The organism is Lysinibacillus sp. FSL R7-0073 (assembly GCF_038009065.1).
Classification (GTDB): Bacteria; Bacillota; Bacilli; order Bacillales_A; family Planococcaceae; genus Lysinibacillus; species Lysinibacillus fusiformis.
Genome location: NZ_JBBPAS010000001.1, coordinates 4,011,854 through 4,026,062 on the forward strand (window position 1 = coordinate 4,011,854; position 14,209 = coordinate 4,026,062).

A 14,209-nucleotide genomic window follows, 5' to 3' on the forward strand; every position below is an offset into this window, starting at 1 on the left:
TTTAGTAGAACTCATTTAGTTGAGTTGTTGTTCTCTTCATTCATCCAGAAAAAACTTCAAACCTTTGTGAATTTCATGCAATACTTCTTCGTCCTGCTCATTAGCTTCCGCGTCATATAAGGCAGACTTAGCCTGTTCTCCGCCGATCTTACCTAAAGCCCATGCAGATGTGCCTCGAATGACTGGGCGATTATCGTTTTTCAAAAGGTTGATGAGATCTGGTATAGCCGCTTCCTCTTTAAAATGAGCAAGGGCGAGGATCGCATTTCGTTGAATGGGCTTTTTACCTCGCCATGAACCAGAAACGTGGCCAAATTTTTCCTTAAAATCTCTATTGGAAATCGTTAATAGTGGTGTTAGTAATGGCTTGGCAAGCTCTGGATCAGGCATAAATTCTTCATGAATCCAATTAATTTTCCCTTTATTTTTGGGACACACAGTCTGACAAGTATCACAACCATAGAGACGATTACCAATGTGGTTTCGAAACTCTTCAGGAAGTGTTCCCTTCGTTTGAGTGAGGAAGGCAATACAGCGTTGTGCATCCAATTGCCCTCCTTGGATTAATGCACCTGTTGGACAAACATCCAAGCATAGGCGACACTCACCACATTCATCCTCCATTGGCTTATCTGGCGAGAATGGAATATTGGTAATAAGCTCTCCTAAATACACATAAGACCCAAATTCAGGTGTTATAATCGAACAGTTTTTACCGCTCCAGCCTATGCCTGCACGTTCTGCTACTGCACGGTCTACAAGTGCACCTGTATCAACCATTGACTCAATACGTACACCTTCGACACGCTCCTCAAGCCAAGCAGATAATAACTTCAAACGTTCACGTATTGCTGTATGATAATCGACTCCCCATGAAGCACGGCAAAATATCCCACGTCTTGCTCCCTTTTTGCCAATGGGTGCATTTTGCATACGTGAGGGATAAGCAACCGCGATCGAGACAATACTCTCTGCCTCATTTAATAATTGCAGGGGTTCGGTACGTTTCTCAATATCACTTTCTTCAAAGCCAGACTGATAGCCAAGCTCCTGCTGACGACGCAGTCGGTTTTTTAATTCTGTAAAGGGAGCTGCTGTTGTAAAACCTATTTTATCAACGCCAATGGATATTGCATATGCCACAAAGTCGCGTTGTAGGTCATGTATGTTCATTTTATTTCCAACTCCTTACATGGTACAATAATAGAAATAGATAAAGTAGGTGATGTTCTTTGGAAATTTCCATTAACGAATCTCTATTAACACAACATCCCGAGCTAAAAATCGGCATTATTCATTATACCAAAATTGTTGTAGCAGAATCCCCTCAAATGATTAAAGGTCGGATGCAATTGTATCAAGAAAACCTTTTTCTAGACATGCAGGACCTTCCAGTGAACCAGCGTGAGGGCATTGCAGAATGGCGAGCACTATGGAAAAAGCTAGGTGCCGATCCAAATCGTTATCGTCACTCAGCAGAAAGTCTTATGCGTCGAATTAGTAAACAAAACTATTTAACACCATTTCATTCTGGTGTAGATTTAAATAACTTCTTCTCTCTTCAATATGAAATTCCGATTGGCCTATATGATGTAGCCCTTATAAAAGGGTGCGTAGAAATAGCTCTTGGCCATGAAGACATTGGTTATGAAGGTTTAAATGGGCGTTTTAATACATTCAACAAAATCCTCTTTAGTCGTGATGAAAAGGGAGCATTTGGTTCTCCATTTGTCGATTCTAAACGTACAGCCGTTACAGAAGATACGACTGAGGCGCTACATATTTTTTATCTTAGACCATCATTAACACATGAAGCAGCGAATGACCTTTTGGCGTCAGCAGGCAAAATGTTTAATCAAATTCACGGTGGTGACTATCAAATTGCCCTCCTGTCAAATAATTCACCATCTACAACACTTTAAAAAGGACGTGGTTTCGTGATCAATCTTGCAGAAGCTGTTAAACTAAAAAGTATTTTAGGAAAGAAAACGCAAGAGCTTATTAGTGAATTACATCGTAGTGCTTTTGTGACAGTAGAAAAGGGACAGGCTCCTAAAACAAGTAACCGTGCACTCTCTCTTATTGAAACGGAATTGGCACAAGTTCGTGAAGATATGCGTACGTTAGATCGTTTAGTGTATGAAGCAAACATTCAAAACACAGTAAATTTTAAAGATCAGAAACTAGCACTAGTAGAAGCTATCGAATTAGCTACACAGCTTCGTGCTGAGGCTGAACTATGTAAAGAATTTAGTATGCGGGAAAAAGAAAGTGTTCGTTTTGGCTATGGTGATGGTGCTATGTTATACGAGATTGCATTATATGAGCCTGATGACTATCGAGAACGAGCAATGAAGCTCGAAAAAGAGGCACATAAACTATCCAATCTTATTAATTCAAAAAATTACAGCATACAAATTAACTTTGATGATTCCCGATACTTCTAATCTCGGGGCGGTGAGACTCCAAACCGAGTTGGATGTGCTGTTTTCAAATTTAGCTATTCGGCTAATTAGATAAAAACCAATAACAAGTTACCTGTTACTGTATGACCGATGACTAATGACCAACTATAGGTAAAGGCCATACTCAAAAAACTTGATTCCATTTGAAAACGCCATCCAAGGCTCTCCTACATGTATGTATGGAGAGCCTTTTTATCAGCAAATATGTAAAAATTCCCTATGTCTAGATTGCCCCTTTCAAGGACAAAATGGAAGTAACTATTGGAAAGGGGTCATACTATGACGCAGCAAAATGATTCAACACATGAGCAAGATACAACATTGACAAATCGACAGGGGCATCCCGTTACTAACAATCAAAATTTACGAACAGTCAGTAATCGCGGTCCTGCAACACTTGAGAATTATGATTTTCTAGAGAAGATAAGTCACTTTGACAGAGAGCGAATCCCAGAACGAGTTGTTCATGCTCGCGGTGCTGGTGCACATGGTTATTTTGAAACATACGGTGTAGTAGGCGGTGAACCAATTTCTAAATATACTCGTGCAAAAGTCTTTCAGGATAAAGGGAAAAAAACGCCAGTATTTGTGCGTTTTTCAACGGTTATCCATGGTGGACACTCGCCTGAAACATTACGAGATCCACGAGGCTTTGCGGTAAAATTTTATACAGAGGATGGCAACTGGGATTTAGTCGGTAATAATTTAAAAATCTTCTTTATCCGTGATGCCATGAAATTCCCTGACATGATTCATGCATTTAAGCCTGATCCTATTACTAATATTCAAAACGTTGAACGTTTCTTTGATTTTTGTGCTAGCTCACCAGAATCCTTTCATATGGTAACATTTGTATACTCACCTTGGGGTATACCCGCTAACTATCGTATGATGCAGGGTTCTGGCGTCAATACGTATAAGTGGGTTAATCAGGAAGGTAAAGGGGTCCTCGTCAAATATCATTGGGAGCCACTTCAGGGCATTAAAAATTTAACACAAAAAGAAGCAGAAGAAATTCAGCAGAAAAATTTTAATCATGCCACACAGGATTTATATGATGCAATTGAACGTGAAGAATTTCCTGAATGGGAATTACATGTTCAAATTATGGAGGATGGTCCACATCCTGAGCTTGATTTTGATCCATTGGATGACACAAAGCTTTGGCCAAACGATCAATTCCCATGGTATCCAGTCGGTAAAATGGTATTAAACAAAAATCCTGAGGACTATTTTGCAGAGGTAGAACAAGCTACTTTCGGTACGGGCGTACTGGTCGATGGTTTAGATTTCTCCGATGATAAAATGCTGCAAGGTCGTACATTCTCCTATTCGGATACACAACGTCACCGTGTGGGAGCCAACTATCTTCAATTGCCAATTAATGCGCCTAAAAAGCGTGTAGCAACCAATCAAAGTGGTGGCCAAATGATGTATAAACGAGATTTAGCACCTGGTCAAAATCCACATATTAATTATGAGCCATCCATGTTAAATGGCTTAAAGGAAGCTACACAGGATGGCAAGGAATATACTCCGTATGTTGAAGGAAACCTTGTTCGAGAATCCATTGATCGTCAAAGTAATACCAAGCAGGCTGGTGAAACTTACCGTAACTTTGAGCAATGGGAGCGCGATGAGCTGCTTGCCAATTTAATTCGTGATTTATCCGTCTGTCATATGGATATACAAAATGCAATGATTGCACTAGCAGAAGAAGCAGATGAAGAATATGGTCGTTTGCTAAAAGAAGGGTTGCATAAGGCAAGAAAGGAATCCTCTCCTTCAAAGCCACTTGGCAATATTGATGGAAATCATGCCCCTCAAGATGCGATAGATAAAGGACATAATGCCGACCCTTATTAATTCACACCCAAAAAGACATTACATATTTTTGTAATGTCTTTTTTGCATTATTGTTCATAGGCCTTATACCAATGATATGGTTGTATCTCTTTTAACGTTTTAAATATTAGTGTACCGTCTGAATTCGTAACTGCTGCCTTCACATTCTCTCCCCAATAAAAGAGTCTTTCTTGGCAGACCCCACAAGGTGTGAGCACTACGAATTTGGATGTTTCATTTTCTCTAGCAACACAAATCGAATGGGTCACCTTTGTATTCAATTTATGCGCCTCTAAAATAGCACCCGTTTCCATACATAATTCAGTTGCTGCATTGATGACCTCTGGTGCTACACTAGTTAAAATATGCCCGTCCTCAGAATACAAAGCGGCCGCTCCGCCCCATCCTGAGGGATATCTTTTCTCCACTAATTGGACGGCTGCTTCATAGAGCTTTTTCTCAATATCCATACCATTTAACATCTCCCTACAGTTAATATACTCCTGGTAATATTTTTAATACTTTTTCCTCTGCATCTAAATACGCATCTACCCCCAGAGGAATGCCTACATTCGTTGATTCATGTCCTATTTTAAAACCTGCCACAACAGGAATGCCTAAGTCTGCAAAATACTCTTTCATTAAATTGTGTAGTGCTGCTTCATCCGCTTCTGTTTGTGTAAAGGAGCCAATGACAACACCTGCTAGCTGCTCTAATTTTCTAGCTTGCTTTAATTGCTGTAGCATCGAATCAATGTTAGGAATCGATTCAGCTAACTCCTCTATCAATAAAATCTTACCTTCCGTCTGTATCTCAAATTTAGTGCCTAATGTGCTGACAAGACGATAAAGATTTCCTCCTATTAATTCACCACGTGCCATCCCACCAGCAATTGTTGTTAAAGGAGAAATTGACTCCGTATATTGTATTTCGATAGGGGAAAATAATTGTACAAACATTTTCTTCGATAGTTCATCCATTGTATTAGCAGCCATTAACATAGGTCCATGGAATGTTACTAAATTGGCGTACTCATTGATGGCACAATGCAAATATGTAATATCTGAAAAGCCCCAGAAAATTTTTGGATTTTCCTCTAATAACGTATAATCAATTTTTTCAGCTATTCGAGCAGCGCCATAGCCACCCTTTACACAAAAAATCGCTTTCACTTCAGGATTCTTTACCATTTCATGAAAATCTGCTAACCTGATTTCATCACTACCCGCTAAATAATCATGCTTTGCATGGATTGTATCCCCTACGATATAGTTAAGACCCAACTCATCTAAAAAAGATAATGCGTCCCCTAGCTTCTCAGGATCTACTAGACTCGATAGAGCAACTACACCTACTAAATCTCCCTTTTGTAAACGTGGTACGGTATTTTTCATGTTCATTCCTCCTCTTATTTTTCTTATGCTGCCTCTAGTTGGTGCGAGGCATTTATCTATTATTGCATCTTCTTCCCATTATTTTATACGGTTTTTTTCTACCTAAGGAGAAACTATCGACATTCTACAATTGCAACCTTCAGACATTTAGACAGTAGACTTTACCTTCAACAAGGGGGATTTAATTGTTATTGTAGCAGTAATTTTCTGGAGCGTATATTCATTGCTCATACGTTTATCAGGAAAAACAAGAAAGCAAAGACTTCAGACATAAGAAGGCTTTGCTTTTCATTGTTAATTTGTGCCGCCATAAATAATCGTGACGTTAGGATGTTTCAATAATTGACTTGCCGGGAAATCTTCTGTTATATGGCCACTTTTCAATTTTTGGATGGCCGCCAGCTTCTTCTCACCAAAGGCAATCAGGACAATTTCCTTCGCCTTCATAATAGATTGAATACCCATCGTAATGGCATGTGTTGGGACTTCGGCTTCATCATCAAAGTAAATCGCATTTTCTGTTCTTGTCGACTCCGTTAATTCAACAATATTTGTCATAGAATCGAACGGAGTACCCGGCTCATTAAAGCCTATATGACCATTTATGCCAATTCCAAGAAGCTGTAAATCAATACCTTCTGCCATATCAATTCTTGCATCATATGCCATGCATTCAGCAGCTAAATCCTCTGCCTCACCATTTGGCAAATGTATATTTTCTTGTTTAATATTTACATCATTAAATAAATTATTGTGCATAAAAGTCCAGTAACTTGCAGGACTTGTTCGCTTAAGACCTACATATTCGTCTAAATTAAAAGTTTTTACATCCTTAAATGATAATTGACCAGCTTGATGTCGCGCTACTAATTCTTTATACATTCCTACAGGTGAACCACCAGTTGCTAATCCGAGCACACTATTTGGCTTCTTCTGTATTTGCTTTAAAAAAATATTTGCGGCCACTTCGCTCATTTCGTCATATGTATTGACTTCTATCCATTTCATTTTCCTTATCATACCTACCTTAAATTCTTATTCATTAACTATATTGGAAAATATTTCACTTTATAGTAGCTAATATATTAATTCTACAAGTTATTTAGCTATTTTTCTATCATTTCCCTCGTAATATTATGCGTGTATTCTGATGCTGTTTCGGTTATGTTATAAATAAGGAAGTGAGGCGATTTTATGAATGCACAGATTCAGCAATATTTACAACATATTCAATTTCAAGGAACTTTAGAGCCTACCGTCCAACTTCTTGGACAGTTACAGACAAAGCATCTATTGACCATTCCCTATGAAAATTTAGATGTTGCCTTGAACCTCGGTATCTCATTCTCTATTCCTGATTTATTTCAAAAGATTATTATTGAGCGACGTGGTGGCAATTGTTTTGAACTAAATATTTTATTTAGCTGGCTTTTACGGGAGCTCGGCTTTTCAGTTACCAATCGCTATGCTCAGTTTTGGCGCAACGTTGAAGAACATACTCCTCCTGAAGATATACCCATGCATCAGCTATTACTAGTAAAGGATGCGAAACAATCCTATATTTCAGATGTAGGCGTTGGTGCTTTAGCACCTTGTAAACCAGTACCATTAATTGCAGGATATCAACACCGAGAAAATCGAGAATTATATAAAGTAGAGTATGATGAAGAAAATGGTTGGATGCTTTTTGAGCAAACCAAGCAACAATGGCGTTTGCTCTATTGCTTTCATAATGACGCTAATGATGCAAAATTTGCCCCACGACTCTCTAAACAAAAAAATAAAATTGCCATGATTCGAACGGCTCGTGGTCGTCACACGATGATGAACAATGAATTTAGAATTTACGAAGGACAATCCCTAACTACCTATACGACAAACACTGAGAAGGAATGGTTGCAGGCTCTGCAGCGTTTTTTTCATATCTCTTTACAACAATAAAGGAAAGCGAGTCCATCAATGGCTTGCTTTCCTTTTCTGATTATTTCATTGTCCGATTGAGCAATTCAAACACAACCAGATCATTGTGCATCTCCTTGACTAAACCAATATCATCTACGAAATAATAAGTTTTTACCACATTACTAAATTCTGACCTTTTCTCTACTATTATTACACCCGTATATTGCACTTCACCAGCTTGTACTGTGCCGTTAGTTGATTTTACAGTTACTCGTTCTCCTGCAGTAACCCCTGGATCATCTTCATGTAAAATAACACCTACTCTAAGTGGTAGTTCCATATATAAATCATAATGTGTGTTTGCGTCACCTGCAATGGCTTGACCATATGCCCGATCATGACCATATAAAAGCTCATTAGAAAAAGTTTGTCCTGTACTTACATTTTTGACGGTCCATACATCATTTTTACCGTCATGTTGCTCATATTGATAGCTTAAAGTATAACGCTTATTGTCACTTAAAGAATAATAGGCATACGTATATACAAATGCTGGGTCCTTTAGCAAGTGTGGCTTAGAAAGAGTCATTGCTCGCGCCAAAAATGCTGAGAATTGTGCACGTGTAACAGGGTTATTAGGTTTAAACGCACCATCCCCATAGCCCCTTACTAAATGATTATGAGCCAGTGTTAAAATTTCTTTATAACCACGTGTCTGCTCCGTCACATCTGTAAAATAATACGGATCTGAGCCTTTTAATTGAAATGCCCTATTTAGCACAATAGCCATTTCTCCTCTAGTAATCGGCGCATCTGGATTAAATTTATGGGCTGCATCGAATATCCCTTTGTTTTGTACAGCAGCTATTTCTTTGTAGTATTGATTAGCCGATGTTACATCTTGATAGTGGGGGTTTTCTATGTTGATTGTATTTAGTCCTAAAGCACGTGTGAGCATGACAGCTACTTGTGCTTTCGTAACAAAGTCATTTGGCTTGAATAACTGATTTGAATAGCCCCTCACAATATCCTGCTCCACTAAATAATGTATTTCTGTCAGCAAAGTATCATCCGTTAAATCTCTAAAGCTGGCTGCCTGCACTTCCTTCGGTATTATGCCAATCGTTATCAGGAAAAAACATACTAATTTCAATATGTTCCTCACATTATCCCTCCTTCACCGATTCTTTACCCATAAAGACGTGTAGTTATGCTTAAAATGAAAAAAGACTCTACTGAAAGAGACTTTATGCGTTATTTTTATGTTGAATTAATCCGATTCCTAGACCAGTCGGATCCACCAAATAAGCAAGATAAAAGCCATCAACCTCCATTTTCTCACGCAAAATAGTAGCCCCGTTGCTTGTTGCCTGTTCGACAACTTCGTCAATTGCATCCACTTCAATTTGAATTCGTGTACATAGTCACTCGGACCTTTACTAATGCCACCATTAACCCCAATTTTGCTTTTTTGCCCAGTTTTCACTGGCCAATAATCCCAATTCGGGGCCGCTACCTCCCAGCCAAACACTTTGCTATAAAAAGCTGCCGCTTTCTCCGGTTCCTGACTATTTAATTCAAAACCAATTACTCTTCCCATACATATCCCCCTTTTTATTTTTGCATAACAAATAATTCAACAATTAATTGGATTTCCCTTCCAACTTTAGAAATTTGACAGTATTTAGAATAAAAAATTTAACTATTTAATTAGCTAGAAAATTATGTATAATTAAATTAGAACGATTGTTCAAATCATTAAAGGAGTACAACATTGAATAAAAGACGCTATGACAGTGACAAGGCAAAGATTGAAATTATCAAACATGCCATCCAATTATTTTCTCAACATGGCTATAATCAGACATCTGTTGGTGATATTTCGAAAGCCTCTGGTTATAGCAAAGGACATATTTATTATCATTTCGAAAATAAAGAAAAGTTATTTGTGATTTTAGCGCAGCAATCGATGAAAAATTGGCATGACAAATGGTTGCAACAAGAATCTTCATACACCACATCAACAGATAAATTATATGGTATGGCCATGCATGTCCTCTATGAGTATCAAACACCTTTACTAAAATCAGGACAAGAACTGGCATCTAACCCTAAATCAAGCCCCGATTCTATACAGCAGTTATTCAATTTAGCTATTACACCAATGAATGCTTATCGCGCAATTCTTCAAGAGGGCATCGACCAAAATGAATTTGTTCATGGCAATGTAGATACATGGACCGTCTTACTTGGCACATGGCTAGGTGGATTATGTCAGCTGACCAATACTCAAAACTTGAAATCATTGGAACCACTCTTTCAACAGGCAATAACGATTTTCTTAAAAGAAATTAAAAAAGGTGGGATTTAAATGAAAGTTTGTTTAATAGGTGATAGCTTAACAGAAGGTCGTCCAGGCGTTTCATTTTATAATCTATTGAAACTTCAATATCCTCATATTTCATTCGATAATCTTGGAAATCCAGGCGAGACGATTAAAAGTTTATTTACTCGCTTGGAAAAAGCACCACTCCGATCTTCCTATGATCTCCTTATTCTTTGGATAGGCGTCAATGACGTCTATTCAAAATTATTAAAGGTGCAAGCACAACCAGTGGCGAAGGATCATATTGAATTCGAAGAGTACTGCCTAAAAGTATTAGAGAAAGCACATGTCGCTTCTAAAAATGTAGTGTTAGTATCTCCAGCATTAGTAGGAGAAGATCTTCAAAATCACTCCAACAAAGAAATAAAAGAGCTAACGTCCGTTATGGAGTCCATTGCATTGAAGTCCGGCAACATTTATTTTGTGAATATGCAAAATCTCTTTAAAGAGCATTTAGAACATTTGGAGTGCTCAGGCTTTGTTAATACGAATGTAATGAGAGTTCTACTAGATGTTTTATTTTACAAAAATCCTTTTCGTATCGATAAATTATCTCAAAAAAGAGGGCTACATGTAACTTTGGATGGCGTTCATTTAAATAGTAAAGGTGCTCATATAGTGGCACAGCAATATAGCTCTATCATTGAACTTTATGGAGAAGAAGGAGACACAATCGGGAGGTCCTAAGATGAGAAAGATTGCTGTTGTTACAGGTGGTGTATCAGGGATAGGAAAGGCTATTTGCCAAGAATTAATTGCTCGCCATATTTTTGTCATTATTGCTGATATTCAAGAACATGAGGGTCGTATGTTAGAAGCAGAGTTAAATAAAGATGCTGTCCATACAAAATTTGTACCTCTAAATGTAACCAATTACAAAAGTGTAGCATCTGTCATTCATGATGTATTTGAAGAATTTCACCGTATAGATTATCTGTTTAATAATGCTGGTATTGCTATGTATGGGGAGATGGGTGAAACGACTATTGAGGATTGGAAGGAAATTATGGATATTAATTTATGGGGTGTCATTTATGGTACTCAAATAGGCTATCCGCTTATGAAAAAACAAGGTTTTGGACATATCGTCAATACCTCCTCTGCTGCAGGGTTAGGACCCTCTCCTTTTTCTACTGCCTACGCTACTACCAAACATGCTGTTATAGGACTAACAACCTCCCTACACTATGAGGCTGAGGAATTTGGGATTAAGGTGAGTACCTTATGTCCAACGTTTGTGGATACACCCATTTTCGATAACGCCAAGGCGATTCATATGGATAAATCAATTATCACCAAACAATTAAAGCAGCAAAAAATGATCTCACCTCAGCGAATTGCAAAAATGGCTATAGAAGGTGTTCATCAAAATAAGCCTATCATTTGTCCAATGCCCATGCGCAAAACAATGGATGTTATTTTTACTATTTTTCCTTTTCTACACAAAGCGTTAATGAGAATGGTTTGTAAAGTGAGTCGTAATGCACGTTTAACCTAACGTTACACAAGGCTCCCTACTAGTGGGAGCCTTGCCTATTTTATAATACGACACCATCGCTCATTTTAATAATACGATCTGTATAACCCAACATTTCTTCGTCATGCGTCACTAATAATGTTGTTATATTTAAAGTTTTTGTTAATGTTCTTAACAACAACATAATTTCTTTAGAGCGCTGTGAATCTAAACTTGCTGTTGGCTCATCTGCAAACAATACTTTCGGTTGATGAATAATGGCACGAGCAATCGCTACACGTTGCTTTTCTCCACCCGACAAGGAAGAAGGATAAGCATGTTGACGATGAGCTAACCCAACTAACTGTAATAAACGATTTACTTCATGCTTTTTTTCATGTTTCTTCAGTGGCGACCCAGCAACATCCAACATTAATAGCAGCTGCTCCGCTACGGTAAGAAAAGGTACAAGATGTGCAAACTGAAAAACAAAGCCAAATTTACTTGCACGCAGCCCTCGTACCTGTTCTTCGTTCATAGCCGTTAAATTATGTCCCTCAAAAAGGATTTGTCCATCTGTTGCTGGTTGTAGTCCAGCAGCTATAGTTAATAGCGTGCTTTTCCCTGAACCAGATGCACCTACCAATGCTGTAATTTCTCCTTCTTTTAGGGATAAATTAATGCCTTTTAAAATTTCCTCTTCGACATCACCATTTTTAAACGTTTTTCTTACTTCATCAATCGTAAATAACGTCATGACTAAGCCTCCCCTTGGTGTATTGCTTGTAACGGTTCGATTTTTTTAATTTGTAGACCTGACAGTGTAGCTCCCACAAAACCAATGACAAGGAACACTAACGATAGTTGTATTGTTGTACCTAGGTTTAACGTAAATGGCATCTCCTTTGGCGCAACTATATTGAATAATTGACTAAGGCTGACTGATAATACTAATGAAATGGCAGTAATAATCACCATCTGTGTCCAGATCATGTTAAATAACCTACTTGTTTTTAATCCAATCGCCTTAAGAATTCCATATAATCCAATCTTTTGTACATTCATCATATAGAAGAAAATAGCAAATAGCATACCACTAATGACAACTAAAAACCAAATTATCATATTTAAAGACATCTGTTCCGCACTGTAACTCGGGATAGCATTCAGAAATTCTTTATTGCTATAAGACTGTAGCCCCTCAAATTCCTTAGCCGTATTTTGGGGAACGAAAATTAATTGCATATCCTTTACCCGATACATTTCCTGATAAGCCTCTTTACTTATATAAGCAACAGGGGCATGGCTATATTTTTTTTGCTCCACAAAGCCTTTCACTATAAACTCTCCACTATATTGATTGTTCGTTAATATATCTCCAACCTTAATTCCTTTATCCTGTAGCGAGCTGTCTAACAGCACCTCACCATGTCGTACATTTCTAAATAGTGTTGATTCCGTCGACGTGACAAAGGCCACACTTTGCTGTTTATCATCCTGATCACTTAAAAAGCCCATTTGAATAGAAAAGGCAACTGCCTCCTTCTCCTCAGTCATGACTTCCTGTTGTAGATCGCTAGAGATTCTCGAAAGATTAAACGTCCCATCTGCATCCTCCGTCATGTAAAATTGCCCATGAGGTAAGTCTTTTATTAAAGCTGCATTATCCTGCGACAAGCCATTTGCCAAACCTGAAATAATAAACGTTAAAAAACTAACTAGGAAGATGATGGAGCCCAAGATTAAAAACCGTATTTTATTTTTCTTCATTTCTTTCCAGGCAAGATTCATCCTTAACCCCTCCATTTCTTTGATTATCCTTAGCTTAAAATTGTTACATGAACAGAGTATGAACTAATCGTTAAAAATGTAGGGGAAAACAAATAAACCGCTCTGAAGGAAAGTAATTTATCCTACAGAACGGTTTAGATCTTCATCTAAAAAAACTCATATAATCCATTTTTAAAGTAATTGAACTCGTTTTGATTAATTAACTTTCTCCCATACCCTTCATAAAAAAACTGCCTGTCTCTTTCAGTTTCAAAGGCATGTGGCTTAGGTCGTACAGCTAGCGCAAAATCGTATCGTGGATCACCGAATGCTCCACCACTCCAATCAATAATACCCGATATTTTCTGATTATGAACGAGAACATTATCGATTGTGAAATCACCGTGTATAAATGTTTGCTGAATAGGTTCTGGTTTATTTCTTTTTAAGTCATCTAACAACTCTGAAGTACCATCCACCTCAAAATTTTTAAGATTAAACTCTGCCTGACCTAACATATCATCGATCCAAACTGCAATTGTACCCTCCTTTATTTCATGTGGGCATGGCGTCGAATGAATTGCTGCAAGCACCTTTCCATAATGAAAGATGATTGCATGCCTGTTTTCCTCTTTAGTTTCATTCTCTAACGCCTGTCTAATCGTGCTACCTTCTATATATTCCATCAATGCCCATGCCTGATCGTCTGATGGTTGTTCAACAAAACAATATAAACGGGGGACAGGTAAAGTAGAATTAGATAGATATTTTAGGACAGTCACTTCTTTCTTTAACCATGAGCCATATTGCTTTCCTTTGGTTCTCTTTAAAGCGAAAGTGCCTCTTTCAGAAAAAAGGATTCCAACATCCGATGTATGCCCCTGTCTTGGAAAAGAAATGTGGGTAACTCCACCAACATAATCGAGTATTTCTTTAGGTAATTCTATAAGCTGTATCGGCTTCAACATGATCACCACCTAGTTTAAAAGT

The 14,209-nt window shown here is 37.9% G+C and carries 16 protein-coding genes; 7 read left to right on the forward strand and 9 right to left on the reverse strand.

Going from position 1 to position 14,209, the window contains the following annotated elements; genetic code table 11:
- Positions 1–36: 36 nt before the first annotated feature.
- The gene (queG, locus tag MKY88_RS20165; protein WP_328201391.1) at positions 37–1,173 is read right to left on the reverse strand and encodes a tRNA epoxyqueuosine(34) reductase QueG; all 1,137 of its coding nucleotides are present in this window, start codon (positions 1,171–1,173) and stop codon (positions 37–39) included.
- A 59-nt stretch (positions 1,174–1,232) separates the two neighbouring features.
- Here queG and MKY88_RS20170 point away from each other — a divergent pair, with 59 nt between their 5' ends.
- The 3 genes from MKY88_RS20170 to MKY88_RS20180 all read left to right on the forward strand — a co-directional run bounded on the left by MKY88_RS20170 (position 1,233) and on the right by MKY88_RS20180 (position 4,331).
- Positions 1,233–1,922, forward strand: a complete 690-nt coding sequence (locus MKY88_RS20170; protein ID WP_328201392.1) for a B3/B4 domain-containing protein — start codon at positions 1,233–1,235, stop codon at positions 1,920–1,922.
- Positions 1,923–1,937: 15 nt separating this feature from the next.
- Positions 1,938–2,447 (forward strand): hypothetical protein, encoded by a 510-nt coding sequence (locus MKY88_RS20175; RefSeq protein WP_069482638.1) that lies wholly within the window; start codon positions 1,938–1,940, stop codon positions 2,445–2,447.
- Positions 2,448–2,744: 297 nt separating this feature from the next.
- Positions 2,745–4,331 (forward strand): catalase, encoded by a 1,587-nt coding sequence (locus tag MKY88_RS20180; RefSeq protein WP_328201393.1) that lies wholly within the window; start codon positions 2,745–2,747, stop codon positions 4,329–4,331.
- Positions 4,332–4,378: 47 nt separating this feature from the next.
- Here MKY88_RS20180 and MKY88_RS20185 read toward each other — a convergent pair whose 3' ends face one another.
- From MKY88_RS20185 to nagB, 3 genes are all read right to left on the reverse strand, one after another.
- Complete coding sequence (locus MKY88_RS20185) at positions 4,379–4,780, reverse strand: cytidine deaminase (protein WP_069483418.1); 402 nt, start codon at positions 4,778–4,780, stop codon at positions 4,379–4,381.
- Between the two features lie 22 nt (positions 4,781–4,802).
- Positions 4,803–5,705: a S66 peptidase family protein gene (locus MKY88_RS20190; RefSeq protein WP_328201397.1), complete on the reverse strand. Its 903-nt coding sequence runs from the start codon at positions 5,703–5,705 to the stop codon at positions 4,803–4,805.
- Positions 5,706–5,999: 294 nt separating this feature from the next.
- Positions 6,000–6,713 (reverse strand): glucosamine-6-phosphate deaminase, encoded by a 714-nt coding sequence (nagB, locus tag MKY88_RS20195; protein WP_340814554.1) that lies wholly within the window; start codon positions 6,711–6,713, stop codon positions 6,000–6,002.
- A 186-nt stretch (positions 6,714–6,899) separates the two neighbouring features.
- Between nagB and MKY88_RS20200 the strand changes: the two genes are divergently transcribed.
- Complete coding sequence (locus tag MKY88_RS20200) at positions 6,900–7,646, forward strand: arylamine N-acetyltransferase family protein (protein WP_193833084.1); 747 nt, start codon at positions 6,900–6,902, stop codon at positions 7,644–7,646.
- Between the two features lie 40 nt (positions 7,647–7,686).
- On the opposite strand, the gene MKY88_RS20205 is transcribed toward MKY88_RS20200, so the two are convergent.
- Both MKY88_RS20205 and MKY88_RS20210 read right to left on the reverse strand, forming a co-directional pair.
- Entirely contained in the window at positions 7,687–8,772 is a 1,086-nt protein-coding gene (locus MKY88_RS20205; protein ID WP_069482643.1) for an S-layer homology domain-containing protein, read from the reverse strand.
- A 117-nt stretch (positions 8,773–8,889) separates the two neighbouring features.
- Positions 8,890–9,207, reverse strand: a complete 318-nt coding sequence (locus tag MKY88_RS20210) for a VOC family protein (RefSeq protein ID WP_340814557.1) — start codon at positions 9,205–9,207, stop codon at positions 8,890–8,892.
- Between the two features lie 174 nt (positions 9,208–9,381).
- Here MKY88_RS20210 and MKY88_RS20215 point away from each other — a divergent pair, with 174 nt between their 5' ends.
- Genes MKY88_RS20215 through MKY88_RS20225 form a run of 3 tightly spaced genes read left to right on the forward strand, consistent with a single transcriptional unit; the run spans position 9,382 to position 11,491 of the window.
- The gene (locus MKY88_RS20215) at positions 9,382–9,978 is read left to right on the forward strand and encodes a TetR family transcriptional regulator C-terminal domain-containing protein (protein ID WP_328201405.1); all 597 of its coding nucleotides are present in this window, start codon (positions 9,382–9,384) and stop codon (positions 9,976–9,978) included.
- Complete coding sequence (locus MKY88_RS20220; RefSeq protein ID WP_328201406.1) at positions 9,979–10,680, forward strand: SGNH/GDSL hydrolase family protein; 702 nt, start codon at positions 9,979–9,981, stop codon at positions 10,678–10,680.
- Position 10,681: 1 nt separating this feature from the next.
- Positions 10,682–11,491, forward strand: a complete 810-nt coding sequence (locus MKY88_RS20225) for an SDR family NAD(P)-dependent oxidoreductase (protein WP_258270436.1) — start codon at positions 10,682–10,684, stop codon at positions 11,489–11,491.
- A gap of 40 nt (positions 11,492–11,531) precedes the next feature.
- Here MKY88_RS20225 and MKY88_RS20230 read toward each other — a convergent pair whose 3' ends face one another.
- From MKY88_RS20230 to MKY88_RS20240, 3 genes are all read right to left on the reverse strand, one after another.
- Positions 11,532–12,206, reverse strand: a complete 675-nt coding sequence (locus tag MKY88_RS20230; RefSeq protein ID WP_258270437.1) for an ABC transporter ATP-binding protein — start codon at positions 12,204–12,206, stop codon at positions 11,532–11,534.
- A 2-nt stretch (positions 12,207–12,208) separates the two neighbouring features.
- Positions 12,209–13,240, reverse strand: a complete 1,032-nt coding sequence (locus MKY88_RS20235; protein ID WP_258270438.1) for an ABC transporter permease — start codon at positions 13,238–13,240, stop codon at positions 12,209–12,211.
- A gap of 146 nt (positions 13,241–13,386) precedes the next feature.
- A complete protein-coding gene (locus tag MKY88_RS20240; protein ID WP_328201410.1) occupies positions 13,387–14,187 on the reverse strand; it encodes a phosphotransferase family protein in 801 nt (266 codons plus the stop codon).
- Positions 14,188–14,209: the final 22 nt, after the last annotated feature.